Annotated in this window: 23 protein-coding genes; 8 read left to right on the top strand and 15 right to left on the bottom strand. The window is 67.5% G+C overall.

The window, feature by feature from the left end:
- Positions 1 to 5: 5 nt before the first annotated feature.
- The 7 genes from FHX37_RS04815 to FHX37_RS04785 all read right to left on the bottom strand — a co-directional run bounded on the left by FHX37_RS04815 (position 6) and on the right by FHX37_RS04785 (position 8,735).
- Positions 6 to 803 carry an SGNH/GDSL hydrolase family protein gene (locus FHX37_RS04815; RefSeq protein ID WP_141922353.1) on the bottom strand — a complete coding sequence of 266 codons (798 nt, stop codon included), beginning with the start codon at positions 801 to 803 and terminating at the stop codon, positions 6 to 8.
- A 135-nt stretch (positions 804 to 938) separates the two neighbouring features.
- Positions 939 to 1,778, bottom strand: a complete 840-nt coding sequence (locus FHX37_RS04810) for an isoprenyl transferase (RefSeq protein WP_141922352.1) — start codon at positions 1,776 to 1,778, stop codon at positions 939 to 941.
- Entirely contained in the window at positions 1,775 to 2,506 is a 732-nt protein-coding gene (gene recO, locus FHX37_RS04805) for a DNA repair protein RecO (protein ID WP_141922351.1), read from the bottom strand. The genes FHX37_RS04810 and recO overlap by 4 nt, the downstream gene beginning before the upstream one ends.
- 192 nt (positions 2,507 to 2,698) lie before the next feature.
- On the bottom strand, positions 2,699 to 4,417 hold the full coding sequence (leuA, locus tag FHX37_RS04800) for a 2-isopropylmalate synthase (protein ID WP_141922350.1): 1,719 nt from the start codon (positions 4,415 to 4,417) through the stop codon (positions 2,699 to 2,701).
- 624 nt (positions 4,418 to 5,041) lie between these two features.
- A complete protein-coding gene (gene gcl / locus FHX37_RS04795; RefSeq protein ID WP_141922349.1) occupies positions 5,042 to 6,772 on the bottom strand; it encodes a glyoxylate carboligase in 1,731 nt (576 codons plus the stop codon).
- A 209-nt stretch (positions 6,773 to 6,981) separates the two neighbouring features.
- Entirely contained in the window at positions 6,982 to 7,872 is an 891-nt protein-coding gene (locus tag FHX37_RS04790) for a 2-hydroxy-3-oxopropionate reductase (protein WP_141922348.1), read from the bottom strand.
- Between the two features lie 62 nt (positions 7,873 to 7,934).
- On the bottom strand, positions 7,935 to 8,735 hold the full coding sequence (locus FHX37_RS04785) for a hydroxypyruvate isomerase family protein (RefSeq protein WP_141922347.1): 801 nt from the start codon (positions 8,733 to 8,735) through the stop codon (positions 7,935 to 7,937).
- Positions 8,736 to 9,105: 370 nt separating this feature from the next.
- Here FHX37_RS04785 and uraD point away from each other — a divergent pair, with 370 nt between their 5' ends.
- The 4 genes from uraD to FHX37_RS04765 all read left to right on the top strand — a co-directional run bounded on the left by uraD (position 9,106) and on the right by FHX37_RS04765 (position 13,325).
- Positions 9,106 to 9,639, top strand: coding sequence for a 2-oxo-4-hydroxy-4-carboxy-5-ureidoimidazoline decarboxylase (gene uraD / locus FHX37_RS04780; protein WP_141922346.1), 534 nt, complete (start codon positions 9,106 to 9,108; stop codon positions 9,637 to 9,639).
- The gene (uraH, locus tag FHX37_RS04775) at positions 9,636 to 9,998 is read left to right on the top strand and encodes a hydroxyisourate hydrolase (protein WP_141922345.1); all 363 of its coding nucleotides are present in this window, start codon (positions 9,636 to 9,638) and stop codon (positions 9,996 to 9,998) included. The genes uraD and uraH overlap by 4 nt, the downstream gene beginning before the upstream one ends.
- A gap of 141 nt (positions 9,999 to 10,139) precedes the next feature.
- Positions 10,140 to 11,036: a factor-independent urate hydroxylase gene (gene pucL / locus FHX37_RS04770; RefSeq protein WP_141922344.1), complete on the top strand. Its 897-nt coding sequence runs from the start codon at positions 10,140 to 10,142 to the stop codon at positions 11,034 to 11,036.
- Between the two features lie 741 nt (positions 11,037 to 11,777).
- Positions 11,778 to 13,325 carry a nucleobase:cation symporter-2 family protein gene (locus FHX37_RS04765; protein WP_170181501.1) on the top strand — a complete coding sequence of 516 codons (1,548 nt, stop codon included), beginning with the start codon at positions 11,778 to 11,780 and terminating at the stop codon, positions 13,323 to 13,325.
- Between the two features lie 119 nt (positions 13,326 to 13,444).
- Here the strand turns inward: FHX37_RS04765 and allB are convergent, their stop codons facing one another.
- Complete coding sequence (gene allB / locus FHX37_RS04760) at positions 13,445 to 14,797, bottom strand: allantoinase AllB (protein ID WP_141922343.1); 1,353 nt, start codon at positions 14,795 to 14,797, stop codon at positions 13,445 to 13,447.
- A gap of 440 nt (positions 14,798 to 15,237) precedes the next feature.
- Entirely contained in the window at positions 15,238 to 16,536 is a 1,299-nt protein-coding gene (locus tag FHX37_RS04755; protein WP_394344469.1) for a DUF6986 family protein, read from the bottom strand.
- Between the two features lie 339 nt (positions 16,537 to 16,875).
- Between FHX37_RS04755 and FHX37_RS04750 the strand changes: the two genes are divergently transcribed.
- Positions 16,876 to 17,610: an IclR family transcriptional regulator gene (locus tag FHX37_RS04750; RefSeq protein ID WP_141925015.1), complete on the top strand. Its 735-nt coding sequence runs from the start codon at positions 16,876 to 16,878 to the stop codon at positions 17,608 to 17,610.
- A gap of 107 nt (positions 17,611 to 17,717) precedes the next feature.
- Here FHX37_RS04750 and era read toward each other — a convergent pair whose 3' ends face one another.
- The 6 genes from era to FHX37_RS04720 all read right to left on the bottom strand — a co-directional run bounded on the left by era (position 17,718) and on the right by FHX37_RS04720 (position 22,807).
- Complete coding sequence (era, locus tag FHX37_RS04745) at positions 17,718 to 18,686, bottom strand: GTPase Era (RefSeq protein ID WP_141922342.1); 969 nt, start codon at positions 18,684 to 18,686, stop codon at positions 17,718 to 17,720.
- Between the two features lie 296 nt (positions 18,687 to 18,982).
- Positions 18,983 to 19,327: a cytidine/deoxycytidylate deaminase family protein gene (locus tag FHX37_RS04740; protein ID WP_141922341.1), complete on the bottom strand. Its 345-nt coding sequence runs from the start codon at positions 19,325 to 19,327 to the stop codon at positions 18,983 to 18,985.
- Positions 19,328 to 19,370: 43 nt separating this feature from the next.
- A complete protein-coding gene (locus tag FHX37_RS04735) occupies positions 19,371 to 20,735 on the bottom strand; it encodes a hemolysin family protein (RefSeq protein WP_141922340.1) in 1,365 nt (454 codons plus the stop codon).
- Positions 20,732 to 21,220, bottom strand: a complete 489-nt coding sequence (ybeY, locus tag FHX37_RS04730; protein WP_141922339.1) for an rRNA maturation RNase YbeY — start codon at positions 21,218 to 21,220, stop codon at positions 20,732 to 20,734. Before ybeY ends, FHX37_RS04735 begins: the two co-directional genes overlap by 4 nt.
- Positions 21,221 to 21,330: 110 nt before the next feature.
- On the bottom strand, positions 21,331 to 22,305 hold the full coding sequence (locus tag FHX37_RS04725; protein WP_141922338.1) for a PhoH family protein: 975 nt from the start codon (positions 22,303 to 22,305) through the stop codon (positions 21,331 to 21,333).
- Positions 22,306 to 22,450: 145 nt separating this feature from the next.
- Complete coding sequence (locus FHX37_RS04720; RefSeq protein ID WP_141922337.1) at positions 22,451 to 22,807, bottom strand: histidine triad nucleotide-binding protein; 357 nt, start codon at positions 22,805 to 22,807, stop codon at positions 22,451 to 22,453.
- Between the two features lie 477 nt (positions 22,808 to 23,284).
- On the opposite strand from FHX37_RS04720, the gene FHX37_RS04715 reads away from it, so the two are divergent.
- The 3 genes from FHX37_RS04715 to FHX37_RS04705 all read left to right on the top strand — a co-directional run bounded on the left by FHX37_RS04715 (position 23,285) and on the right by FHX37_RS04705 (position 25,176).
- The gene (locus FHX37_RS04715) at positions 23,285 to 23,815 is read left to right on the top strand and encodes a SigE family RNA polymerase sigma factor (RefSeq protein WP_141925014.1); all 531 of its coding nucleotides are present in this window, start codon (positions 23,285 to 23,287) and stop codon (positions 23,813 to 23,815) included.
- 439 nt (positions 23,816 to 24,254) lie between these two features.
- Positions 24,255 to 24,449, top strand: coding sequence for a hypothetical protein (locus FHX37_RS04710; RefSeq protein ID WP_141922336.1), 195 nt, complete (start codon positions 24,255 to 24,257; stop codon positions 24,447 to 24,449).
- A 28-nt stretch (positions 24,450 to 24,477) separates the two neighbouring features.
- Positions 24,478 to 25,176: a hypothetical protein gene (locus FHX37_RS04705; RefSeq protein WP_141922335.1), complete on the top strand. Its 699-nt coding sequence runs from the start codon at positions 24,478 to 24,480 to the stop codon at positions 25,174 to 25,176.
- Positions 25,177 to 25,195: the final 19 nt, after the last annotated feature.

The raw sequence follows: 25,195 nt of genomic DNA, 5'->3' as shown, positions 1-25,195 counted from the left end.
GGTGGTCACCGCAGCCGTTCCAGCTCGGGGCGTTTGGGTCCCAGGCCGTCCCCGGAGGAACGCCCCGTGAGCCTGCGCCCGATCCAGGGCACCAGGAACTCCCTGGCCCAGTACAGGTCCTCCTGCCGGGCACTTCGCCAGGGTTTCGGCTCCTCCTCCGGCCAGGGCGCGTTCCAGTCGTCCTGCACCGGCACACCCAGTACCTCGCACGTACGCAGTGCCAGCCGGCGGTGCCCCTCCGCGGACAGGTGCAGCCGGTCCCAGCTCCAGGCACGGTGGTCGCGGAGGACGTCCATGTTCCACAGGTCGACCACGGGGCACTCGTAGGTGTCGGCGATCCCCCGTACGTGCATGTTGTAGGTGGCGATCTTCCCACGCAGGCGGCGCATCACCGGCTGGAAGCCGGTGTCGACCCCGGTGTATATCAGGACGGTCGCCCCGGTGGCGCGCAGGCGGCGGACGGCGTCGGCGAACAGGCGGGCGACCGTGTCCGGGTCCGTGCCGGGGCGGATGATGTCGTTTCCCCCCGCGCAGATACTGACCAGGTCGGGACGTAGCTCCACCGCCTGCGGGACCTGGTCGGCGACGATCTGCCGGATGAGCTTGCCGCGCACCGCGAGGTTCGCGTAGCGCACCTCGGACACGTGGTCGGTGAGGTGGTGGGCGAGCCGGTCAGCCCAGCCGCGGTAGTGCCCACGGGCAGTGGTGCCGCTGTCCGGGTAGGGGTCGTCCAGCCCCTCGGTGAAACTGTCGCCGACGGCGACGTAGGAAAGTGTGTCCTGACGGATGTCAAAGCCGCTCATTTTTTCGATGATGCACCGCCGACCCCTGGTTACGCGACAGTAGGTACGGGGATTGGCGGCATTTTGTTACCCGATTCACGGCAGTCGTCGTGGGGCCGGCGGCCGGCGGCCGCCGCCCGGAGCCGCCCCCGCGTTTCACCCTTCCGCCGTTCCCCCGGAGGGCTCGGGCTCCACCGGGTTCGGCGCCGCTCCTCCGTACCTCCGGTCCCGGCTGGCGAAGATCTCGCACGCGTGCCACAGGTGTCTGCGGTCGAAATCGGGCCAGAGCGTGTCCAGAAAGACGAACTCGGCATAGGCCGACTGCCACAGGAGGAAGTTGGAGAAGCGCTGCTCACCGGAAGAACGCACGAAAAGATCCACATCGGGAATATCCGGCTCATCCAATTGCGCCGCGAGCGCCTCTTCGGTGATCTTGTTGGGGTTGATCGTTCCCTCGGCCGCCCGGCGCGCCAACGACGCCGCAGCCTGGGTGATCTCGGCACGCCCGCCGTAGTTGACACAGAACTGCAGGGTCAGGGCCGTGTTTCCCGCCGTCATCTCCTCCGCTTCCTCGAGCTCGGAGATGACACTCTTCCAGAGCCGCCCGGGACGGCCCGCCCAGCGGACTCGCACCCCCATGGCATTGAGCTCGTCGCGACGCCGCCGGATCACGTCCCGGTTGAACCCCATGAGGAACCGCACCTCCTCGGGGGAACGCTTCCAGTTCTCCGTGGAGAAGGCGTAGGCGGAGAGGTTGCTGATCCCCAGCTCCAACGCACCCTGGACGACGTCGAAGAGCGCTCCCTCACCGGCTTTGTGCCCCTCGGTGCGCGGCTGACCCCGTTCCTTGGCCCACCGGCCGTTGCCGTCCATGACGAGAGCGACATGGCGCGGAACCAGTTCCGGAGGGAGTTTCGGGGGTCGCACACCGCTGGGGTGCCGCTCGGGGGGCCGGTACTCGCTTCGCGAGGAGGACGACGGGTTGAACAGGCTCACGAACGCTCCACAAGGCGCAATGATCGGATTCCGTTTTCCAGGTGCCACTGTAGGTACGCGGCGACGATCCCGCTGCACTCGTCACGGTGGCGTTCCGCGCTGGCGTCGGCCTCCGGCCAGTCCCCGCTGAGCAGCGCCGACATCAGCCGGACCGTCTCCGGCGCCGGGTACGTCACCGCGGAGGGCCGACAGACCGAGCAGACCATACCCCCTGTCTGGACGGCGAACGCGTGCTGTTCCGCCCGGGCCCCGCAACTGGCGCACTCGTGCAACGCCGGCGCGTAACCGGCGACCGCGAGCGAACGCAACAGGTAGGCGTCCAGCACCATCCGGGAGTCGTGACTGTTCTCCCCCAACGTCCGCAGCGCCCCGATCAGTAACAGGAACTGACGCAGGGCGGGGTCCTTCTCCACAACAAGGATCTTCTGCGCCGTCTCCAGCATCGCTGTCGCGGCGGTGTAACGCGCGTAGTCCGCGACGATGGGTTCGCCGTAGGACCGAACCGTCTCGGTCTGGGTTATGACATCCAGGGTGCGGCCCGTGTAGAGCTGGGCGTCCACGTGACTGAACGGCTCCAACCGGGCGCCGAAGCGGGACTTCGTCCTGCGCACCCCTTTTCCCACCGCACGCACCAAACCGTTGCGCCGGGTCAGCAACGTCACGATCCGGTCGGCTTCTCCCAGCTTCTGGGTGCGGAGGACGACTCCCTCGTCGCGGTAAAGACTCACATTCCCATTGTCGCGGATACGGGGGCGCGGAACCCACCGCCGGTCCGACCCGGCCGGACCCGGGGCGTGGTGCGGTACGACACCCCCAGCGTCGGCGCTGGGGAACACGGAACGCGGCCCGGGTGTCCCGGGAGGTCGGGGCGCGGGTCCCGCACTACCGGGCTGCCGCGCCCCGACCAGCGCCGGGCAGCGTTACTGGACGCCGTCCCGGTGGGCCTGGTTCACCGCACTGCACACAGCCTGCAGGGAAGCGGTCGTGATGTTGTGGTTCATCCCCACGCCCCACACGGTCTCACCGTCGATGTCGGCCTCGACGTAGGCGGCGGCGCGCGCGTCGGTGCCCTCACTGAGAGAGTGCTCGACGTAGTCGACCACCCGGACCTTGATGTCCACGTCGGTCAGCGCCTCGCAGAACGCCGAGAGCGGCCCCTGTCCCGTACCGGTGATCTCGCGGACCTCACCGTGCACCCGGACGTCGGCGCTGATGCGGTAGCCGCCCTCCTCCGGGGTCTGGGAGCGGTGGGCGAGCACAGCCAACGGGCCGCTGTCGTCCAGGTAGGTCGAGGAGAAGATCTCCCACAACCGCTCGCCGGTGAACTCTCCCCCCTCGCTGTCCGTGTACTCCTGGATCTTGTGGGAGAAGTCGATCTGCAGCCGGCGCGGCAGGTCCAACGCGTGGTCCCGGTACAGGATGTAGGAGACGCCGCCCTTACCGGACTGACTGTTGACCCGGATCACGGCCTCGTAGTTGCGGCCCACGTCCGTGGGGTCGATCGGCAGGTACGGCACCTGCCAGGAGTACTCCTCGGAGCGCACCCCAGCGGCCTCGGCGTCCCGCTCCCGCGCTTCCAGCCCCTTCTTGATGGCATCCTGGTGCGAACCGGAGAAGGCCGTGTAGACGAGGTCTCCCCCATAGGGGTGGCGCGGTCCCACCGGGAGCTGGGTGCAGTGCTCGACAACGCGCCGGACCTCGTCGATGTCGGAGAAGTCGATCTTGGGGTCGACGCCCTGGCTGAAGAGGTTCATTCCCAGGGTCACCAGGTCGACGTTGCCGGTACGTTCCCCGGTTCCGAACAGGCACCCCTCCACCCGGTCCGCGCCGGCCATGACCGCCAGTTCGGCGGCCGCGACACTGGTGCCGCGGTCGTTGTGGGGGTGGGCGGACAGGCAGACGTACTCCCGCCGGCTCAGGTTGCGGCTCATCCACTCCATCTGGTCGGCGTGCACGTTCGGGGTGGAGCGCTCGACGGTGGCGGGGAGGTTCAGGATGATCTCGCGTCCGGGACCGGGCTGCCAGACATCCATGACCTCCTCGCACACCTCGAGCGCGAAGTCCAGCTCGGTGTCGATGAAGATCTCGGGGGAGTACTCGTAACCGACGTACTCGGAATCACCCAGGTAGGTCTCGATGAACCGTCGCGCGTGCCGGGTCCCGTCCACGGCGATGGCCTTGCACTGCTCCCGGTCGACCCCGAAGACCACACGGCGGAACTCGGGAGCCGTGGCGTTGTACAGGTGCACGGTACAGCGGCGGGCGCCCACCAGGCTCTGGACCGTGCGCTCGATCAGGTCCTCCCGCGCCTGCGTCAACACCGATATGTGCACGTCAGCGGGGATACGATCCTCGTTGATCAGGCTCCGCACGAAGTCGAAGTCGGTCTGGCTGGCGGCGGGGAACCCGACCTCGATCTCCTTGTAGCCCATACGCACCAGCAGGTCGAACATCTCCCGCTTGCGCTCGGGGCCCATCGGTTCGATCAGCGCCTGGTTCCCGTCGCGCAGGTCCGTGGACAACCAGCGCGGTGCCTGCGTGATGGTCGCCGACGGCCAGGTGCGGTCGGGCAGATCGACTGCCGGGAAGGGGCGGTAGCGGGTGTGGGGCATACCGCTGGGCTGCTGCTCGGGTGTCATGACACCGACTCCTCGAAAAGAACTGCTCGCGATCTTGTGGCCGACGAGGACACGCGAAAGCTCCGCGGCGGGGGGCCGACCGTTTACCGAGCCCCGCCGCGGCTACTAAGGAGGAGCAGCTCGCGCAGCATAGTGCCACCAACTTTAACACCATCCGGTGCGACGTCGCGCACCGGGTTCCCCGGATTCGGGATCGGCCGCGGATCGGGGCGGCGCTTCCCGCCGGAGCGCGGAGCGGGAAAGAAGAAAAGGGGGCGCCGCGGTGCCCCGGCCAAGATGGCCACCGAGACGCCCCCGCCCCTGTTCAGGGGCCGGCCGGCATCGTGCGCCGGGAGTGCAGTCCACACACGGTGCCGGTCAACCCGGCGCCCGCCGGGGTCCTCCCCGTGGCCAGTGCCGCGGCGCGCGCGTCATGGGGACCGAAAGCGCTGCGTTACCGCCGCTCGCCTGGCGTCCTGGGTGAGGTCCCCGGCGGTGCGCGACCACGTGGTGGCGGCGCGAGCGCCGGGTGGTCTCAGCCCTGTCGGGTGGACAGCGCCCGTCCGACAGGGCCGGGAGATTTCTGTGCGGTGGGATCGCCCCCTAGGTCGGTTCCGGAAGCGTGCGCTGCGGAGGAATACGAGCTCAGCCCGCGGTTTCCGGCAGCGACTCGAACTCCTTGACCGCGTCGATGTTGGGACCGTGGGGAGTGTTGGCTTCGCGTTCGATCATGATCTCCACCAGAACAGGGCGTGAGGTACGGCGTGCCTCCTTACGCGCCCACTCCAGGGAGTCACGGATCTCCTCCGGCTGGTACACGCGGCGCCCGGAGCACCCGTAGGCCTCCATGATCTTGACGTTGTCCGACCCGAACTCGTCGTAGTGGATGTCCACCTGGTAGTTCATGTCGAACGGGATCTCGGCCTGCCGAATCAGGCCCAGGTACTCGTTGTTGATCATGATCAGCACGAACGGGACGTCGTACTGCGCGGCGACCGCGAGCTCCTCCACGGTGTACTGGAAGCTGTAGTCCCCGACGACACCGACGACCTCGGCGTTCGGTTCGCTGTTCTTGAGCGCCTTCTTCACCCCGATGGCGGCCGGGATCTCCCACCCGAGCGGGCCGGCCTGGCCGCAGACCTGGTAGTGCCGGGGCTTGAACGCTTTGTGGTGCTGTCCGCCCCAGATCTGGTACAGGCCGATGGCGGTGACGAAGTAGGCATCGCTCTCCGGACCGAACGCCTCGTTGATCTCCTTGTAGACCCGCGGCGCCTTGATCGGGCTCTCGTCGAAGTCCTCCCGACGCTCCAGCGAGTTCTTGAGCTCGTTGACCCGGGCCACCCAGGCGCCCCGTTCCCGCTTCTCACCGCGCCGCTTCGCCAGGTCCAGCAGACTACGCAGGAACAGTTTGGCGTCCGACACCACTCCCAGGTCGGGTTCGAAGACCTTGCCGATCTGGGTCGGTTCGATGTCGACGTGGATGAACCGGCGCTGCCCGCGGTACACGTCGAGGTTGCTACCGGTGTGCCGGTCGCCGAACCGAGCCCCCACCGCCAACACCGTGTCGGACTCCAGGAACGAGGCGTTCCCGTATCGCTGGGAGGTCTGGATCCCGGTCATACCGGAGTAGAGGTCGTGGTCCTCGTCCATGACCCCCTTGCCCATGAGGGTGGCCTGGACCGGAATGTTCAGGTACTCGGCGAGCTCATTGAGCTCCTCGGATGCCTCGGAGATGATGACGCCCCCGCCGGCGAGGAGCAGTGGCTTCTCCGCGGCGAGGAGCATGTCCAGGGCCCGTTCGACCCGCGGCTGGTGCGGTTCGACGGTGTTGACCTTCAACGGGGCGTCGATGCCGGGGTCGTACTCGATCGTCTGGGTGGCCACGTCGAAGGGAAGGTCGATCAGGACCGGACCGGGACGCCCCTCCTGGGCGACGCGGAACGCCTCCCGGAAGATCCAGGGAGCCTGCGCGGCCTCCTTGAGCTGCACCGCCCACTTGGTGACCGGCCTGGCGATGTCGACGATGTCCACCGCCTGGAACGCTTCCTGGTGCAGCTTGGTGGAGACCGCCTGGCCGGTGATGCACACGATCGGGATCGAATCGGCCATCGCGGTGTAGAGACCGGTGATCATGTTGGTTCCGGCCGGACCGGAGGTTCCGATCGCCACTCCGACCTTGCCGGTCGTACGCGCCCAGCCATCGGCCATGTGCGTGGCGCCCTCTTCGTGCCGCACCGTGAGGTGCTCGATGCCGCCGACCTGTTCCATCCCCTTGTACAGCGGGAGAACAGCGGCTCCGGGGCACCCGAAGGCCGTGTCGACACCCTCCGATTTGAGGACCTCGACGACCGCGTTCATCGCGGGAGTCTGTACCATTCCGATTAAACCCTTCCAGTGCTAGGGGGTTGCGGGCCCGCCGGCGGGAATTCGGGTGCGGCCAACACCCAGGCTCACGTTCCCTCGCGCGGAGCACACGTAAGACGCGAGGCCGTGGCGCCGGTCCCGCCGGCGGAGCCCGTTCTCATCGGCGGTAGGAATCCAGCTTCCGCCGATGGCTCGTTGGCCGGGCCGAGGCCGGCCCGGCGCTACTTCTCCTCTGTGGAGAGCTGATCCACGAGCCGCAGCAGGGCGGAATGGTCCAGCCCCCCGTGGCCCTGGGCCTTCAGCGCGCTGACGAACTGCGCCACCTGGGCCCCGGCCGGGATCGTCACTCCGGCTTCCCTCGCTGCCTGGGTCACGATCTTGAGGTCCTTGTCGTGCAGCTCGATGCGGAAGCCGGGCTGGAAGTTGCGTTCCCGCATGGCGGCGCCCTTGCGCCCCATGACGGTGCTTCCGGCCAGCCCGCCGTTGAGTACCTCGAGCCCGGACTCGGTGTCCACACCATGCGCTTCGAGGAACACCAGCGCTTCGGCCACGAGCTGGAGGTTGCCGGCCACGATGAGCTGGTTCGCGGCCTTCACGGTCTGCCCGGCGCCCGAGGGGCCGACCAGTACCGGGGTGCTTCCCACAACGTCAAAGATCGGTTTGGCCTCCTCGAAGGCCGCGCTGTCGCCACCGACCATGATGGAGAGCTTGCCCTCGATCGCGCCGGCCTCGCCGCCGCTGACGGGGGCGTCGAGCACTCGCAGTCCCCGCTTCGCTCCCTCGTCCGCGACCGTGCGGGCGACGTCGGGGCGGATCGTGCTCATGTCGACGACCAACGCTTGCGACTTCACGTTGGCGAACACGCCGTCCTGCCCGAGGAGGACGGACTCGACGTCCGGGGAGTCGGGAACCATCGTGATGACGACGTCGGCCTCCGACACCGCCTCGGCGATGCTGCCCGCGGCCTTACCCCCCTGCTCGGCGAGTTTTTGGGCTTTGGCGGGGGTCCGGTTGTAACCGGAGACGTTGTACCCCGCCTTGACCAGGTTGGTCGCCATCGGCAGCCCCATGATGCCGAGACCGACGAAGGCGATGTTGCGCGCCTGGGACATGGTGTCTTTCCCTTTCCGTGGCGTGAGAGTTCAGTTCCCGTCCGGGGGGGGCGGCTGGGAGTTCAGCGGTCGAGCCAGCCGAAACTGTCGGCGCTGGCGACGGTGGGCTTGTACTCCAGGCCGACGGGGCCGTTGTACCCCCCGGCCTGGGAGGCGGCCAGCAGCTCCTGGATCGGCAGTTCGCCGCTTCCCGGCTCGCCGCGTCCGGGAACGTCGGCGATCTGGATGTGGCCGAACTCGGCGGCGTGGTCGCGCACCACCGCGGCGACGTCGTCCCCGTTGACCGCGAGGTGGAAGAAGTCCGCGAGGAACGCCACGTTGGGGGCGCCCGCGGCCTTGGCCTCGGCGACGAACGCCAACGTGTCGGCGGCCGTCTTCAGGGGGTAGTTCTCGGCACCGCTTACCGGCTCGATCAGCACGGTCCCACCGACGCTGGCGACCCCCTTGGCCGCGGCGACGACGTTGTCCAGCGCCGTGCGGTCCTGGGTCTTGGGGTCGACCCCCTCTTCCCGCAGGCCGTAGAGCGCGTTGAAGGCCGTGGTTCCGGTGCGCTCCGCGATCGCCGCCACCACGTCGATGTTGTCGCGGAACTCCTGGGCACGGGCCGGCTGGGAGAGAACGCCGCGGTCGGGTCCGGGCATGGCGCCGGCGAAGAAGTTCAGCCCGGTCAGCTCCACACCCGCCTGGTCGATGGCGCGGACGAACGCGTCCACATCGCCCTCGGCCGGAACGGCACTCTCGAACGGCCACCAGAACTCGACCGCGTCGAACCCGGCCTTGCGGGCCGCGGCCGGACGCTCGTTGACAGGCAGTTCGGTGAACAGCAGGGAGCAGTTCACCGTGTAGCGCAGCGAGTGACTCATGTCTCGCCACCCTTCGATAGTTTTCGTAATACGGAATATGGTTTTCGCTTTAAGGAATAATTTGAGTGTGCGCCCCGACGCCGACCTTGTCAAGCTCCCGACGCCACATCCCCCTAACCAGGCGTGCGACTCACACCCCCGCCGGACACACCCCCGCCCACGCGCGAAACGGACAATCATCGCAAAATGACCCAAACGGAAAAGTTTCTCCGGCGAGGGGAGTTGACAACAGCACTGTGACCGGGGCTACAGTCCGAGATGTAGAAGCAGGTTTCTGCAGTACGAAATCTGATCGACGCTCCGGGAATCTCCGCGGAAACATTCCGCACCAGCCACCATTCGGAGCTCGGGACCGTTTTGGAGAGGACCCATGCCCGACAGCACCGCCGCCGCGGTTACCGATCCCGGAGTAGCGCGGGTCAACGCACTGGCCACCGCGGACTTCCGCACGGAATTCGCGCAGTGCCTCAACATCGACCGTTGGGTGGAGGCACTGCTCAACGAGCGGCCGTTCAGCGACCGCACCGCGCTGCTCGACGCGGTTGACGCACACGCGCGCAGTATCACCGACGACGAAGTGGCCTCCGCCCTCGCCCGTCACCCCCGCATCGGTGACCGGGCCTCCGGCAACAGCACCGAGTCCCAGTGGTCGCGCGGAGAACAGTCCGGCTTCGCCGAGGGCGCCACTGACGTCCAGTCAGCCTTCCACGAAGGGCAAGTGGAGTACGAGAAGCGCTTCGGACAGATCTATCTGGTGTGCGCCAGCGGACGGTCCAGCGAGGAGCTCCTGGCGGACCTCCAGAGCCGACTGGACAACGACCCAGCCACCGAGTCGCGGGTAGTCGCCGACGAACTCCGCAAGATCGCGCTACTGCGCGTTGGAAAGGTCTTGGACAACACATGAGCCACGTGACGACACACGTCCTCGACACTGCCCTCGGCCGTCCGGCCACGGGAGTACCCGTACGGTTGGAACGGCGCGCAGCAGGCGGCGCCGAGGCCACTCCCGGACACGCCTCCTGGGAAACGGTCGCGCAAAGCAGCACCAACGAGGACGGCCGCGTTCCCGACTTCGGACCGGAACAGCTCAGCGCCGACACGTACCGGGTCGTCTTCGACACGGCGCACTACTTCGACCGCACCGGCCAACAGGGCTTCTACCCCGAGGCCACCATCGCCTTCCACCTCACCGACGAGGACGCGCACTACCACATCCCGCTCCTGTTGAGCCCATTCGCGTTCTCCACTTACCGGGGCAGCTGACCCTGGCACCCAATGCGAGTGCGTGATAGGTCCTTCCGCGACAGCGGTCCTCCCTCGGGCGCACCTGGGCGCGTACCGACGAAACGGGCGCGCGAACTCCATTACACCGTTGTAGTTCCACACCAAAGGAGTTGACCCGACGTGGGTATCCGACTCGGAGACAACCAGTACGGCAAGGCCGAGGTGCGGCTGGTCCGGATCAACCGGGAGACCGACGTCCACCAGATCAAGGACGTCAACGTCAGCTCCCAGCTCCGGGGCGACTTCGAACCCGTGCACAGCGCTGGTGACAACAGCCCCTGCATCCCTACCGACACCCAGAAGAACACGGTCTACGCCCTCGCGAAGGAGAACGGGGGCGTCGGCGCGATCGAGGATTTCGCCCTTCTGCTCGCACGGCACTTCGTCAGCGGTTTCGAGCACGTCAACGGAGCGCGCCAGGAAGTGGAGGAGTACTCCTGGGACCGCATCCCGACGCAGGACGGCCCGCACGACCATTCGTTCGTCCGGCGCGGGGGCGAGACCCGCACCACCGTCGTCACCAAGGAACACGGCGAGGAATGGGTCGTGTCCGGCTTCACCGGGCTGACCGTGCTGAAGTCCACCGGCTCGGAGTTCCACGGGTACCCGAAGACGAGGTACACCACGCTTCCCGAGGTCACCGACCGGATTCTCGCCACTGACGTCTCGGCGCGCTGGCGTTACACCAGCCACGACATCGACTGGGACAAGACCTACGAGTCGGTGAAGGCGATCATGCTCGAACAGTTCGCCAACACCCACAGCTACGCCCTCCAGCAGACGCTGTACGCCATGGGCCAGGCTGTGCTGGAAGCGCACCCGGAGATCGCCGAGATCAAGTTCTCCATGCCCAACAACCACCACTTCCTGGTGGACCTCTCCCCCTTCGGCCTGGACAACCCCAACGAGGTGTTCTTCGCCGCGGACCGCCCCTACGGCCTGATCGAGGCCACGGTGGAACGCGACGACGCTCCGGAGGCCGGCCGTGCCTGGGACACGGTTCCCAAGTTCGTGTAACACCGGAGCCGCGGGCGGGCCTTCGGCATCCCCTTCCCTCCTGTTGCCGTGGGCCCGCCGCACCCTGGTGGCGGCCGCCACTCCCCGCCACCAGAGCCACAGACAAGCTCCCCGCTGTAACAGAACCGGTAGCCGGACCGCGGAACACCACGTCGAAAGGGCTGACACTCCGCCATGGCAACGAGCAACCGTGACGCGCCCCTCCGGTTGGGGGGCTCCCGGCATGCTCCGTTGCCGTGGCGCTCCCCCGGCTGCGGAGCCGTCGGGACCCCTCCGACAGTGCGGCACCGCGTTCCCGTTCCCCGCACAGCTGCCCCAGACCCCCGGGAGGACAACTGACCCGGCCGCGCGGCCGGAGGAAGCCTCCCGGTACGGGCGCACCGCCCGCCCGTCTGCACAGAGTCCCCGACACAGCCGCAGCACCCCGTGAAAAGGAGAGGAATCCACCACTCCACCGGAAAACAAGCGACCGCTCGTTTCGTCTCCGTGGCGGCCTGACGACCGGAGCCGACCGTACCGGAGACCCCGCGCGACCATCCGCCCCGAGGCGACACTCTCGGAGACGGAGGGCACGGGTCCCAACACCCCGTGCCGGAACCACAACCGCATATCCCAAGCCTGGGTGGCCGCTCAATCGAGTGGGACAGTCCACCACTATCCCCAGATAAGACCGGCCCGCTGGCGTGCGTCTCTCGACCGCCACACCAACGAGCCACGACCGCAAGAGGCTGGAAACTGGCCATGAGATTCCGCAAATCCGTGAAGGACGGCTCGGCCACAACAAACGCCGCTACTGGTACCCATTCCGATGGGCAGACTGACGAACGCCCCGAGGACGAGAAGCTACCGGCGAAGCTGCTGACGATCTACGGGTTGCAGCACATCCTCACCATGTACGCCGGAGCGGTCGCTCCCGCGCTGGTGATCGGCGGCGCCGCTGACCTCGGTGCCGCGGACCTCGGCATCCTTGTCAGCGGGGCACTGCTCGTCGCGGGCATAGCCACCCTGCTGCAGACCCTCGGCCCATGGGGCACGGGCGCGCAACTTCCCATCGTCGTCGGCGCCTCCTTCGTTCCCGTCAGCGCCATGACAACGATCGCCGCCGACCCCGACCTGGGGATGCCCGTCGTGTTCGGTGCCTCCCTCGTCGGTGGCCTGTTCGCGCTGTGTCTGACCCCTTTCTTCGGCCAACTCGTTCGCTTCTTCCCACCGGTGGTCACCGGAAGCATCATCACCATCATCGGGTTGTCCCTGATGCCGGTCGCCGCCGACTGGATCATCGACGAGTCACCGGGACACCACCCGTCACTGTCGAACCTGGCTCTGGCCGGCGCCACGCTGGCACTCGTCCTGTTGTTCTCCCGGGTCCTTCCCGGGCTCCTCAGCCGGCTGTCCATCCTTCTGGGCATGGTCGCGGGCACCCTCATCGCGATCCCGTTCGGGAAGGCCGACTTCAGTGAGGTCACCGGGGGGCCCGTGTTCTCGCTGGGTTCCCCCCTGCACTTCGGTCTCCCGGAGTTCGACACGGCGGCGATCCTGACCATGTGCGTGATCATGCTGGTGGTGCTGACCGAGGGCGCCTCGCACATCATCGCGGTGGGCGAGATCGTCGGCGCCAAGGTGGACGCGCGGCGGATCTCCGCCGGGTTGCGGGCCGACGTCAGCGCGTCCGTCCTCGCTCCGCTCCTCAACGGCACGCCGGGAAGCTCCTTCGCCCAGAACATCGGGCTGATCGCGCTCACCAAGGTGAAGAGCCGCTTCGTCGTCGCCGTCGGCGCGGGCATGCTGATCATCCTGGGGCTGTTCCCCATCCTGGGCCGGATCGTCGCCACGATCCCCAACCCGGTACTGGGCGGCGCGGGGCTCGTCCTGTTCGGGACGGTCGCAGCCAGCGGGATCCGCACGCTGGGCAAGGTCGACTTCGACGACAACCTCAACCTCATCCTCGTCGCCACGTCACTGGGCTTCGGCATCATCCCGATAGCGGTGCCCGAGTTCTACGAAGGCCTCCCCTCCTGGCTCAGCACGATCCTGGAGTCGGGCATCGTCGGCGCGGCGTTCGTGGCCATCCTGCTCAACCTCGTCTTCAACGTCATCGGTGGTGGACAGTACGAGGACGATCCAACGGTCTTCTCCGCCGCTCCCACCCTGGACCAGGCCTACCCCCAGGATGGGGACGAGGAGGAGACACAACCCCCGGCAGCGCAGACGGACGCGGCTGCCGTCTCCCCCAACGGTTCCACCGCCACGGGGGACGCCGGAGCCCGTTTGGACCGGGACCCGGACTGACCGGGGCGGCATCCGACACCTGACGCTCCACACCGCGGTCCCGGGCGAACGTCGCCCGGGACCGCTTCTATCGCTGTGCAGTCCTCCCGTGCGTCTCGGGAGTGACCGGAGTAACCGCGTCAGGCTCGGCTCAGCAGCCGCCCCCTCGGGTCGTCAAAGTCGATCCGCGCGCCACGCAGCCAGGTCTGACGCACCACTCCGCGCACCTCGGTTCCGTCGTAGGCGCTGAGGGAGTGCCTGTGCTGCAGCGTCCGCGCGTCGATCCTGGTCCCCGCATCCGGGGCGACGACGGCGAAATCAGCGTCGTTACCGGGAGCGATACGCCCCTTTCCGTCCACCCCCGCGACCTCGGCCGGACGCTGCCCCATCCAGTAGGCGACGTCGGCGAGGCCGTAACCACGTTGCGCCGCCTCGGTCCACACCGCCGAGAACGCCACCTGCAGCCCGGATACCCCGCCCCAGGCGGTTCCGAAGTCACCGGTTTCCAGGTGTTTCAGGTCGGGTGTGCTCGGCGAGTGGTCGCTGACGACGCAGTCGATGAGACCGTCGGCGAGCGCCTGCCAGAGGGCGTCCCGGTTGGCGGCGCCACGGATCGGCGGGCAGCACTTGAACTGGGTCGCGCCCGACGGGACCTCCTCGGCGGCAAGCGTCAGGTAGTGCGGGCAGGTCTCCACCGTCAACGGCACACCGTCCTCCCTGGCCCGCCTGATCGCGGGCAGTGCCGTGGCCGTCGACAGGTGCAGGATGTGCGAGCGGGTACCGGTGGCGCGCGCGGTCTCGATGACGAGCTCGATCGCCGCGTGTTCGGCCTCGTCCGGCCGGGAGGCGAGGTAGCCGGCGTAGTCCGGCCCTTGGGCCGACGGTGCCGCGCTCAGTACGTTCGCGTCCTCGGCGTGCACGATGATCTGCCCGCCGAACTCCCCGATCGCGGTGACGGCGGTGCGGAACTGCTCAGCGGTGAGATGGCCGAACTCCTCCACGCCCGAGGGGGACAGGAAGGATTTGAACCCGTACACCCCCTGCTCGTGTAGCGCGCGGAGTTCACTCGTGTCACCCGCGTCGGTGTTCTCCGGGACCGCTCCTCCCCAGAACCCGATGTCGACGGTGGCCTGCTGGCGGGCGACCTCACGTTTGGTCTCCAACGCCTCCACGGTCGTGGTCGGGGGGATGCTGTTCAACGGCATGTCCACGATCGTCGTGAACCCTCCGGCCGCAGCCGCGCGGGTGGCCGTCGCGAACCCTTCCCAGCCGGTCCGTCCCGGCTCGTTGACGTGGACGTGGCTGTCGACAAGGCCGGGAAGCAGTGCCTCGTCGTCCGCCAGTTCCACCGTCTCAGCGGAACGCACCGGACTGTCGTAGCTCTCCACCGCCACGATCTTCCCGTCGCGTACTCCCACCGTGGCCGGGATCTCCCCCTGTGGAGTCACCGTCCGGCGCGCACGGATCACAAGGTCGTAGTCGTAATCTGGCATATCTCCACATCTCGCATGGTTGATGAAGTTTCGGTGGGGCGCCGTGGGTCCTGCGCCCCCGGCCGAGGCAGCCTTGCCGCGGGCGCGCGGCAACGATCCCACCGGAGAGTCCCGGAACGGTCAGCTGGTGTGGCCGTTCCGGGACCAGCGGGCCCCTTCCGGACCTCTTCCGGGAACCAGCGGTACCGCCGTACTCCGCGGGAGGGCTGGGTCTCCCGTCACGTCGGCAACGGGTACCGCCGTCGACCAGTATCCCTACTGGCCACGAGCCACAGCGCCCGGACCCGTTCGAGAGGCGCTGTTCGTCACGAGCCGCGGCTCCGGTACCCCGCCGGGGCTGCCGGGGAACACGGCGGAGCGGCTCCCGGACGACTGAGGGAACCGCCTCCGGCGCGGCACCGGAGCCAGGCACGGGAGGACAGGCGTTCGCCGAACAGGCCCTAGCCCACCCGCCGGTTGGCGAAACCGACCAGCACCTCGGATCCGGCTCCGGTGGCGTCACTGACCTCGCTCTCGGAGAGCGCGCCGCAGCGCAGGCCACGGACAAGGGTGGAGGCCAGGGCCTGAGCGGTCGCCGGCTCGTCGAGGACACCGCCCGAGTCGGCGGTGAGGTAGGCGGCCAACCGTTCCGCTGCCGAGGGGAACGCCTCCCGGTAGAACGCGTAGGTCGCCAGGTACCTGGTGGGCAGGTGGTGGGGGTGCATGTCCCATCCCTGGTAGTACGCGCGTTCCAGGGACCTGCGGACGAGCCCGGAGTGCAGGTGCCATGCCTCGTGCACGTCCTCGGTGGTCCCGACCGGCAGCACGTTGGTGGAGCCGTCGGACAGCCACACTCCGGTCCCGGCGACCGCGACCTGCATGACGGCCTTGGCGTGGTCGGCGACCGGATGGGCCATGCTCTGGAACCCTGCCGTCACTCCGCACGCCGCGCTGTAGTCGTACGTTCCGTAGTGCAGGGCGGTTACCCGCCCCTGTCCGGCGTGCACCATCCGGGCGACGGTCGCGGTGCCGTCGGGAGCGATGACGGACTGCGGGGTCTCGATCTGCAGCTCGAACCGGAGGCTCCCGCTCGGCAGGGACAACCGTTTCTCCAGCTGCTCCGCCAACCAGACCGTCGCCTCCACCTGGTCGACCGAGGTGATCTTGGGGAGGGTGAAGACGAAGCCCTCGGGAAGAGCGCCCAGTTCCTCCAACAGGGTGTTCAGGAACATGGTCAGGCTGCGTGTCCCGCGGTGTCGTCCCGCAGCCTCCATCCCCTTCATCCGGATACCGAAGAACGGAGGGGCCACCGCGCTTCGCAGGTCGGCGCACAGTGCGGTGGCCGCTTCGGTGAGGTGCCGGTCCTCCTCCGAGTCGGGTCGGGTGCCGTAGCCGTCCTCCAGGTCGATCCGCAGGTCCTCGATCGGCTCGGTGCGCAGTTTCTCCTGCACCCGCGGCAGGCACTCGGCGACCATCTCCGCACTCATCCCGGTGGCAGCGGCCAGCGTCCCCGCGTCCGGGGCGTGCTCCCGCAGGGCCTGGTCCGCCTGTTTGCCCCACTCGGTCGCGATACCGGGACGGATCCGGTCAGCGGGAACATAGACAGTGTGGATCGGCTGACGCTTCCCGCGTTCCCCAGGGAACTGTTCCAGCAGTCGTGCGTCGGCGTCAGCGAGTCGCGTATCAAGGGCCTCGTTCAATCCGGCGAGGCCGATTCCGGCCGCATCGGCGCTGTTGCCTGCAGAGTCCTGCGCACTCACTGATGACGCCCCTTCCGTGTACTTCCGATCCGGTGTTTCACAACAAAACGGCCAACAACTTTTATATAGTGGATAATAACTTCTACGATTCGGAACAACAAGAGTGGCCGTTGGGGCCACGTACCATAAGCGCTACATCACAGGGGTGCCGGACCAAGCTTCCGTATCGCAGAATGAGGACCCGAAGAAAGTGACCGCCGTCCCGAACACGCAGCCAGAGGGGCTGGGTACGGTCACGTTGATGGGAGCTAGGAACCGTTGACAGCGCCAACGCCACAAACGACATCCGACACCGACGACCTCACGACGGATCCCGAAGCCCGCACCCGCACCGGCGGTGTGCAGTCACTGGACCGTGCTTTCCTGCTACTGGAGATCATGGCCGACGCGGGTGGCGAGATTTCCCTGAGCGAACTCGCGGACTCCTCCCATCTACCGCTGCCCACGATCCACCGGATCATCCGCAGCCTCGTCGGCAACGGTTACGTCCGCCAGCTTCCCTCCCGGCGGTACGCACTGGGGCCGCGCCTCATCGGACTGGGGGAGAGCGCTTCCCGAATGCTGGGAACGTGGGCGCGCCCGCACCTGGCGCACCTGGTGGAGGAACTGGGTGAGACCGCCAACCTGGCGATGCTGGACGGCGACAAGGTCGTCTACGTCGCCCAAGTCCCCTCACCGCACGCCATGCGGATGTTCACCGAGGTCGGCCGGCGCGTACTTCCCCATTCCGCCGGGGTCGGAAAAGCCCTCCTGGCCCAGCTACCGGAGGAGGAGGCCCTGGCGACGATCCGGCGTACCGGGATGCCGGCCGCCACCGAGAGGACCATCACCTCTCCCGAGGACTTCGCCGCCGAGATGGGCCACATCCGTGAACAGGGATACGCCATCGACGACGGCGAGCAGGAGGTGGGGGTGCGTTGCGTCTCGGTCGGTGTACAGGGCGGCCCGGCCAAGATGGCGGTCTCGGTCTCCGGCCCCGAGTCCCGGGTGAGCTGGGACTTCGTCGAAAAGGCGGCACCGATCGTCCAGCGGACCGCGCGTACGCTCGCCAGCGACTTCAACCACCAGACCTGAGGAGGCAGCGCCCGGTGCCGGTGTTGCGGAGTCCGTACGGCCCGTTTCCCGGCACTCCCCTCCCGCTGCCGCCTCCCGGTTCCGGCCGCAAGGCCGGGATCGCGCGGTCACGTCTGCTGGTCGAGGCCGAGTTTGCGAAGCTTCTTCGGGTCGCGCTGCCAGTCCTTGGCTACCCGGACCCGCAGGTCCAGGAAGACGCGGCAGCCGAGCAACGCCTCTATGTGCTGGCGGGCGCGAGCTCCGACGTCCCGCAGGCGGGACCCCTTGCCCCCGATCACGATGGCTTTCTGGCTCGGCCGTTCCACGTACAACGAGGCGTAGATGTCGATCATCTCCGGCTCGTCCGCCGCGGTGTCCCGTGACTCCATCTCATCGACCACGACAGCGATGGAGTGCGGCAGCTCGTCCCGAACCCCCTCCAGGGCCGCCTCGCGGACGAGCTCGCCGACCAGGATCTCCTCGGGCTCGTCGGTACGGTCCTGCTCCGGGTAGAGCGGTGGCCCTTCCGGCAGGTGTCCGCACAGCACGTCGGTAGCGACGTCGAGCCGTTGCCCCGTCTCCGCCGAGACCGGCACGATATCCGACCACTCCCCCAGTCGTTCGACCGCGAGCAGCTGCTCGGCCACCTGCTCCTCGCTCGCCGCATCGGTCTTGGTCACCAGTGCCACGACCGGTGTGTTGGTCTGGGCCGCGAGTTCACCGGCGATGTAGGTGTCACCGCGTCCGATGGGCTCGCCGGCCGGGACGCAGAAACCGATCACGTCGACCTCGACCAGTGTGGAGCGCACCAGGCTGTCCAGCCGTTCGCCGAGCAGTGTGCGCGGCTTGTGCAGACCCGGTGTGTCCACAACGATCAACTGCGCGTCGGGACGGTGCACGATGCCGCGGACGGTCCGTCTCGTCGTCTGCGGACGCTGGCTGGTAATCGCCACCTTCTGCCCGACCAGCGCGTTCATCAGAGTCGACTTGCCGACGTTGGGACGGCCGACAAAACAGGCGAAACCGCTGCGGAACCCCTCCGGATGTGCGGGCATCGCCAACGGGGTCCGCAATTTTTCAAGGTCAAGATCGTTCATTGGTGTCGGGCTTCCGGTCCCGGAAGGAAACCGGAAACGGATGCCCCCTCCTTTCTGCGGTTCTCCCGCAACCCACCAGCCTCTCCGGACCCGGTCGAGCCCCGTAGGGGTCGACAGCCCGGGAGTCACGGGGTCGTGCTGTTCTCCGGCGGGTTTCCCCGCCCGGTCAGTGCCTCCTCGGACAGCTCTCCCGGTCCCGGAGCCGCAGACCACGACCATGGTTCCTCGGCGCCACTACGGGGTCTCGCCGTCATCCCGGACACACGGGTGATCCCACGCCCAGCCGTGCGCCTGTGCTACGACCGGGTGACACTCGTGGGAGTGCCGTCCGGAGCAGCCAGCACCACCGTTGCCGTCTTGAGGTCCTCGCTCACCGCGAAGTCGTCCTCGTCCAGCTCCCTCTCCTCGGTGACCACCGCAGCAGCCTCAAGCGACCTGGCCTCACTGGACACAGCGGCAGCGATCGCCGCCTGCAGGGCGGACAGGTGCAACGACGGCAGGCTGACGCTGGTGGCGGCATAGGTACGTCCGGTCTCGTCGCGTACCGCTGCTCCTTCGTGGGCGCCGGTACGCACCCGGGAGGCGCGGGCGAGGGCGATGAGCTTCTCGTCCTCCGAACCAAGGTCACGCGCATCGGTCACAGGTATGTTCTCCTCGAAATCAGTGTCGTAGCTCGGTCTGGTCTCAGGCGCCGGCGGAATCCGCGTTCTGTTCCCCCTCAGCCTGCGGTGTCCGCTCTACCAGAATCGTGGTGGTCCGGTTGGGCCGACGGGCTGGATCCTCGGCGACCAGTCGTAAACCAGCGTATACGGCTTCCGAACCCGTGTTCGGGACACGCCCCAACGCGTAGGCGAGCAGACCACCGACGGTCTCCACGTCGGGAACATCCAGTTGCACGCCGAACAGCTCGGCCAGTTCCCCGAGTGGCAGCCGTGCGGTGACGCGCGCCCGTTCGGGACCCAGCCACTGGGTCGGCGGAACCTCGTCGTCGTACTCGTCAGTGATCTCACCGACGATCTCTTCCACGATGTCCTCGATCGTCACCAGACCGGCGGTCCCACCGTACTCGTCGATCACCACGGCCAGGTGGGTCCGCTTGCGCTGCATGTCCCGCAGCAGCTCGTCGATGGGCTTTGCGTCCGGGACGTAGGAAGCCTCACGCATGACGTCGTCCGCTGTCAGCGCCCCCGGATACGCTCCGGCTTCCGGGTCCCACTGCTCCCGCAGCCAGGACACGACGTCCTTGAGGTAGACGATGCCCACGACGTCGTCCTCGTCCTCACCCGTCACCGGGATCCGGGAGTATCCGCTGCGCAGCGCCGCGGACAGCGTGTCGTCCAGAGACGAGGTCCTCGTAGTGAACACGATGTCGGTCCGCGGGACCATGACCTCGCGGACCGAGGTGTCGTCGAGTTTGAACACCGAATGGATCATCTGGCGCTCTTCAGCGTCGATGACGTGACCGCGCTCAGCCAGGTCCACCTGGCGCCGCAGTTCGTCCTCACTGCTGAACGGCCCGCCACGGTCCCCCTTCCCACGGGGAGTAAGGCCCCTGCCGAGCCTGACCAGGACCTCGACAACCGGGGTGAGCACCACCTGCACCGGGGTGAGGAGGTTCGCGCTGGCAAGCGCGATAACGGTGGAGAACTGGCGACCCAGGATCCGGGGTGTGACCCCGATGAGCACATAGTCGATGACGAGCAGGAACACCGCGGAGACGACGAAGGCCATCCAGTTCGGCCCCAGCAACAGGACGAACCCGAAGGCCATCGACAGCGCGGCCAGGACCTCGCACCCCACGCGCAACAGCAACAGCAGGTTGAGGTGGCGTGTGGGGTCGGCGACGATCTCTTCCAGTCTCCGGGCCGCACGGTCCTGGCGGGAGAGCTGGCCGATCCCCATCGCGGCGGACCGGGTGACCGCCACTTCCGCGCTCACGAAGAACGCCGCGAACACTGCCAGTAACGCCACCGCCACGAACGCAGCCGCGGGTTCCGCCGCGCTCGCCGCTCCAGCCGCGAGATTCGGGCTCGTATAACCCGGGGTCATCGTGGGGAGTCTTCTCCTGTCTCCGACGGTTCCGAGGAAGAGGAACGCCATTCCGCGAGCAGCTCGTTCTGCAGCCCGAACATCTCCTTGTGTTCCTCCGGCTCGGCGTGGTCGTAGCCCAACAGGTGCAGTATGCCGTGCGTGCACAGCATCTCGATCTCCTCGCGAGTGCTGTGGCCCGCTTTCGCGGCCTGGCGCTCGGCCACCCGTGGACAGATGATCACGTCACCGAGCACGCCCGGGTCGGCGGAACGCTCCCCGCTCCCGGGGCGCAGCTCATCCATGGGAAACGCCATCACGTCGGTGGGACCGGACTCGTCCATCCAGCGCACGTGCAGCTCGGCCATCGGGTCCTCGGAGACGAGGACGATGGAGAGCTCGGCGAGTGGATGGATCCGCATAGCGTCGAGCACATGGCGGGCCAGCTGCGCCAGCCCCGTCTCGTCCGTAGGGACGTCCGACTCGTTCGCGACGTCAATACTCATAGGCCCAACGCACTTTCGTCTGTGTCATCTCTCCGGCCGTCCCGCCAACACACGTGCCTGGCGTTCCGTACGCCATCAGCCTGTCCCGGACGGCCCCGCCTACAGCTGTTCTACCCGTTGTCGTAGCGACCGTAGGCGTCCACGATCGCGCTCACCAGTTTGTGCCGTACCACGTCCGAACTGGTCAGTCGGCAGAATCCGATGTCGTCGATTCCCGAGAGGATGTGCTCGATCGTACGCAGACCGCTGACCTGACCACCGGGGAGGTCGATCTGCGTGACGTCGCCGGTGACCACGATCTTGGAACCGAACCCGAGCCGCGTCAGGAACATCTTCATCTGTTCCGCCGACGTGTTCTGCGCCTCGTCGAGGATGATGAACGAGTCATTGAGCGTACGGCCGCGCATGTAGGCCAGCGGAGCCACCTCGATCGTCCCGGACGACATGAGCTTGGTGATGGACTCGGGTTCGAGCATGTCGTGCAGCGCGTCGGTGAGGGGACGCAGGTACGGGTCGATCTTCTCGTACAGCGACCCGGGCAGGTACCCCAGCCGTTCCCCGGCTTCGACAGCCGGCCGCGTCAGGATGATCCGGTTGACTTCCTTGTTCTGCAGGGCCTTGACCGCCTTGGCCATCGCCAGGTACGTCTTTCCGGTCCCGGCCGGCCCGATACCGAAAACGACGGTGTTCTGGTCGATGACGTCCGTGTAGTGCTTCTGGTTCAGGGTTTTGGGGCGGATCGTGCGTCCGCGCGCCGAGAGGATGTCCGCGGTGAACACGTCGGCCGGACGTTCCTCGACGGTGCTGGACCGCAACATCCCCAGCGTGCGGTTGATGGCATCGGGCGTGATCTGGGTGCCGTTCTTGACGAGCTCCAGAAGCTCCTCGATCAGCCGCACCACCAGCCGCGTCTCCTCGGGGGTACCGCTGACCGTGATCTCGTTGCCGCGGACGTGTATATCGCTGTCGAACGAGCGCTCAACAGTCCTGAGCAGCTCATCCCCTGACCCGAGCAGGCTCACCATCGTGTGTTCTTCCGGCACGACGATCTTCGCCTGGGTGTTTTCCTCCGTTGACTCGACCATGATATGGCCTTACGGCCCTCTCGCCCCTGCCTTCCGTTCGGTTGGGGATGTGGGGACTGTCCAGCGCCGCCCCGCCGGAACGGTGTCATCACCGCGGCCACAGGATTCACGGCGGACGCTACCTGAATTCTACCAATGTTCCCGGTTACCCGGGTGGCCACTCCATACCGCGCCCGCCCAGCAGATGAGCGTGCACGTGGAACACGGTCTGTCCGACACCGGCCCCCGTGTTGAACACCAGCCGGTAGCCGCTTTCGGTTATGCCGTCAGCCACGGCGGCCTCGTGCGCCTCGGCCACCATCTCGTCAACGATCCCGGACTCCTCGCGCGCCGCGGTAACAGCGTCCGGGTAGTGGTCGCGCGGTATCACCAGCACATGTGTCGGCGCCTGAGGGTTGATGTCACGGAAAGCCAGGGTCCGCTTACCCTCCCGGACGATCACGGCGGGCACCTCTCCCGCCACGATCTTGCAGAACAGGCATTCGGAGTCGCTGCTGTCCACCGGTTCCCTCTTTCCTTCCTGTACTGTCCGTTCTCCCGTTTCCCATGATGCCGCACGAGAGAACCCTGTCCCGGACGGGCTTGCCTGCCGAGCGGACGTGACAGAGCACGAAACACCACGTTCCGCTTTCCCGGTGTGCTATCCCTCGCTCGGATTCCCCACGGAAAGTAACCGGCCCGGAACGGCCCGAGCGACACGCTACGGCCGCATAGGAGGCCGGGGAAACGGATCCGTGGAGCCGTCCGGCCGTTCCCATTCCCGCTGGATACCCCGGCCGGTCCAGCGGACATGACTGTTCCTGCGCACATTGTTAAAGTTGCTGCCTCGTACCCCAGCGCCAGGGCCGCCCTGGCAGGGTGAACCGTCCAGCTCCCCGGATACCAGAATTAGAAACCCGGTAGTCGAACGAAAAGAACTGATATGCCCTTTCGTAAACCCCACGACAAGGGCAGGCGTCAAACCAGCGTGACTGAAACCATGGTCGCGGGAGCATCCGCAGCGACAGTAACGGTGGAGTGGGACGCCGATCAGGCCGTGACGCAGCTCTACAGCGAGCACTACCGGCCGCTGGTGCGACTGGCGACACTACTCGTCCGGGACTACGCGACCGCCGAGGAAGTAGTCCAGGATGCGTTCGTTGCCATGCACAAAGCATGGCGCAGGCTGAGGGACCCCAACAAAGCTCTTTCCTACCTGCGCCAGTCCGTGGTTAACCGCGCGCGTTCGGTACTACGGCACCGGGCCGTCGCAGAGAAGCACACCCCCAAGGCTGTTCCCGACGTTCCCAGCGCCGAGCAGGGAGCTATGGGACAGCTGGAACGGACCGCAGTGATCGAGGCACTGCGGAGTCTTCCCTCCCGCCAGCGGGAGGTGATCGTGCTGCGTTACTACGGTGATCTCTCCGAAGCACAGATCGCCGACACCTTGGGAATCAGCCGTGGCGCGGTCAAAAGCCACTCGGCACGCGGCATCGCGGCGCTCCGCTCGGCCCTGGACCAACCCACGTAGCACGTTTCCGTTCCTCCCCGCCCTGGAACCGACCACCCCCCACGACAGACGACAACCAGTAACGTGTTCCCCCGTCGGAGGACGGAAGCCTCCCCCGACGGGACCAGGACCGCCGCTACCAGCACTAGCCACCACTACGAAGGGAGGTGACCCGGTGGCCACGTTCCACCCGGGCCAGCAGCCCCACCGGGCCGTGCGTGGCCGGCGCCACGTTCCGGGCCCCGGTCCCGCCGCGCCCCGCCGCACACGGCAGGCGCTCCTCCCCGAGGCCGGGGGTGCGGCAAGGTACACCCTCCCGGTGAGGGCACACGATCCGGAATGCGCGCGCGGAGAGGCCGCCGGAGGTCCCCCCGGACCCCACAGCGCCACCTCCCGGGACCGGAGGAAGCCTCGGGAGCACCATCCCGCCCCGGCCGTTGGGTTCCACAGCGGGAACCCGGTGCGAACGGTCGTGCCCCCGCGGGAGAGAGCGGGTACCCGTACCGACCGGGTCGCCGCGTGTGTCACGGACAGCGGAACCCGCACCGCCAGCAACGGAACCGGGCACGGCACCCGGCATCACGTCCGTCTACTGCAGCGGGCGGACGGCCACACCTACACCAGGAAGGAGGACGGCGCTTCCTCCCCCGTCTGACGGTGGGGGATCCCGCGCCAATCATTCGATGACCGATCCTTCCAACGACGACTTCGAAGAGCGTCTCCGCGCGGCCCTGCGCGCAGAAGCCGACTCCGTGTCCCCTTCTGCTGATGCGTTGGAGAAGATTCGTACCCGGACCGAGCGCAACCGGCTCGCGTTCTGGATACGGCTTCCCTGGCTCCGTCCGCTGCTCGCTGTGGGGGCAACGGTGGCCATCGCGGGATCGGTTCTCGTCGGCACCCCGCAGGTACGTGACCAGATACTCCCGGGATCCTTCACTCCGTCAGCGCACCATCGCCCCACTCCCCCCACGGACACTCTCGGTCACGCGAACAGCGAGACCACGGTCCGGGAGGAGAGCAAACGCGAGGAGCATCAACAACAGGACGGGCCCCCGCCCGAACAGCCGTCTCCTCCCCCGGCGCGGGAAGACAGCGGCGACGACGAGCGGGAGGTGAGCTCCCGCTGCGCCACCGTCCCGCCGGAAACCGACGGTCCGACGACCGCGAGCACTCCCGAGCATGGCGGAACCCCAGGCGAGCGGACATCCGAGTGCGAGCCTCCCCAACAGCCCAGCGGGGAGAGCCCCGACGCGCCGCAGGGGGACGAGAGCGGCGACGACGAGCCCGACGATGGGGGAGAAACGAGTACGAGTCCCACGTCCGAGCCGGAGGAGGACAGCGGCACGTCCCAGAAGGACACGACCCAGCAACCACCGGAATAGCGGACGCGTCCGGTGTCCG

This window comes from Haloactinospora alba, assembly GCF_006717075.1.
In the GTDB taxonomy this organism is placed as follows: Bacteria; Actinomycetota; Actinomycetes; order Streptosporangiales; family Streptosporangiaceae; genus Haloactinospora; species Haloactinospora alba.
This window is presented reverse-complemented; position numbering and strand designations above follow the sequence as displayed.

Coding starts and splice junctions, on each gene's coding strand:
- uraD (WP_141922346.1), top strand. CDS start 9,106: ATGCCCGACAGCACCGCCGCCGCGGTTACCGATCCCGGAGTAGCGCGG.
- ybeY (WP_141922339.1), bottom strand. CDS start 21,220: ATGAGTATTGACGTCGCGAACGAGTCGGACGTCCCTACGGACGAGACG.
- gcl (WP_141922349.1), bottom strand. CDS start 6,772: ATGGTACAGACTCCCGCGATGAACGCGGTCGTCGAGGTCCTCAAATCG.
- FHX37_RS04790 (WP_141922348.1), bottom strand. CDS start 7,872: ATGTCCCAGGCGCGCAACATCGCCTTCGTCGGTCTCGGCATCATGGGG.
- era (WP_141922342.1), bottom strand. CDS start 18,686: ATGAACGATCTTGACCTTGAAAAATTGCGGACCCCGTTGGCGATGCCC.
- uraH (WP_141922345.1), top strand. CDS start 9,636: ATGAGCCACGTGACGACACACGTCCTCGACACTGCCCTCGGCCGTCCG.
- allB (WP_141922343.1), bottom strand. CDS start 14,797: ATGCCAGATTACGACTACGACCTTGTGATCCGTGCGCGCCGGACGGTG.
- FHX37_RS04715 (WP_141925014.1), top strand. CDS start 23,285: ATGGTCGCGGGAGCATCCGCAGCGACAGTAACGGTGGAGTGGGACGCC.
- FHX37_RS04735 (WP_141922340.1), bottom strand. CDS start 20,735: ATGACCCCGGGTTATACGAGCCCGAATCTCGCGGCTGGAGCGGCGAGC.
- FHX37_RS04705 (WP_141922335.1), top strand. CDS start 24,478: ATGACCGATCCTTCCAACGACGACTTCGAAGAGCGTCTCCGCGCGGCC.
- leuA (WP_141922350.1), bottom strand. CDS start 4,417: ATGACACCCGAGCAGCAGCCCAGCGGTATGCCCCACACCCGCTACCGC.
- FHX37_RS04765 (WP_170181501.1), top strand. CDS start 11,778: ATGAGATTCCGCAAATCCGTGAAGGACGGCTCGGCCACAACAAACGCC.
- FHX37_RS04725 (WP_141922338.1), bottom strand. CDS start 22,305: ATGGTCGAGTCAACGGAGGAAAACACCCAGGCGAAGATCGTCGTGCCG.
- FHX37_RS04815 (WP_141922353.1), bottom strand. CDS start 803: ATGAGCGGCTTTGACATCCGTCAGGACACACTTTCCTACGTCGCCGTC.
- FHX37_RS04785 (WP_141922347.1), bottom strand. CDS start 8,735: ATGAGTCACTCGCTGCGCTACACGGTGAACTGCTCCCTGCTGTTCACC.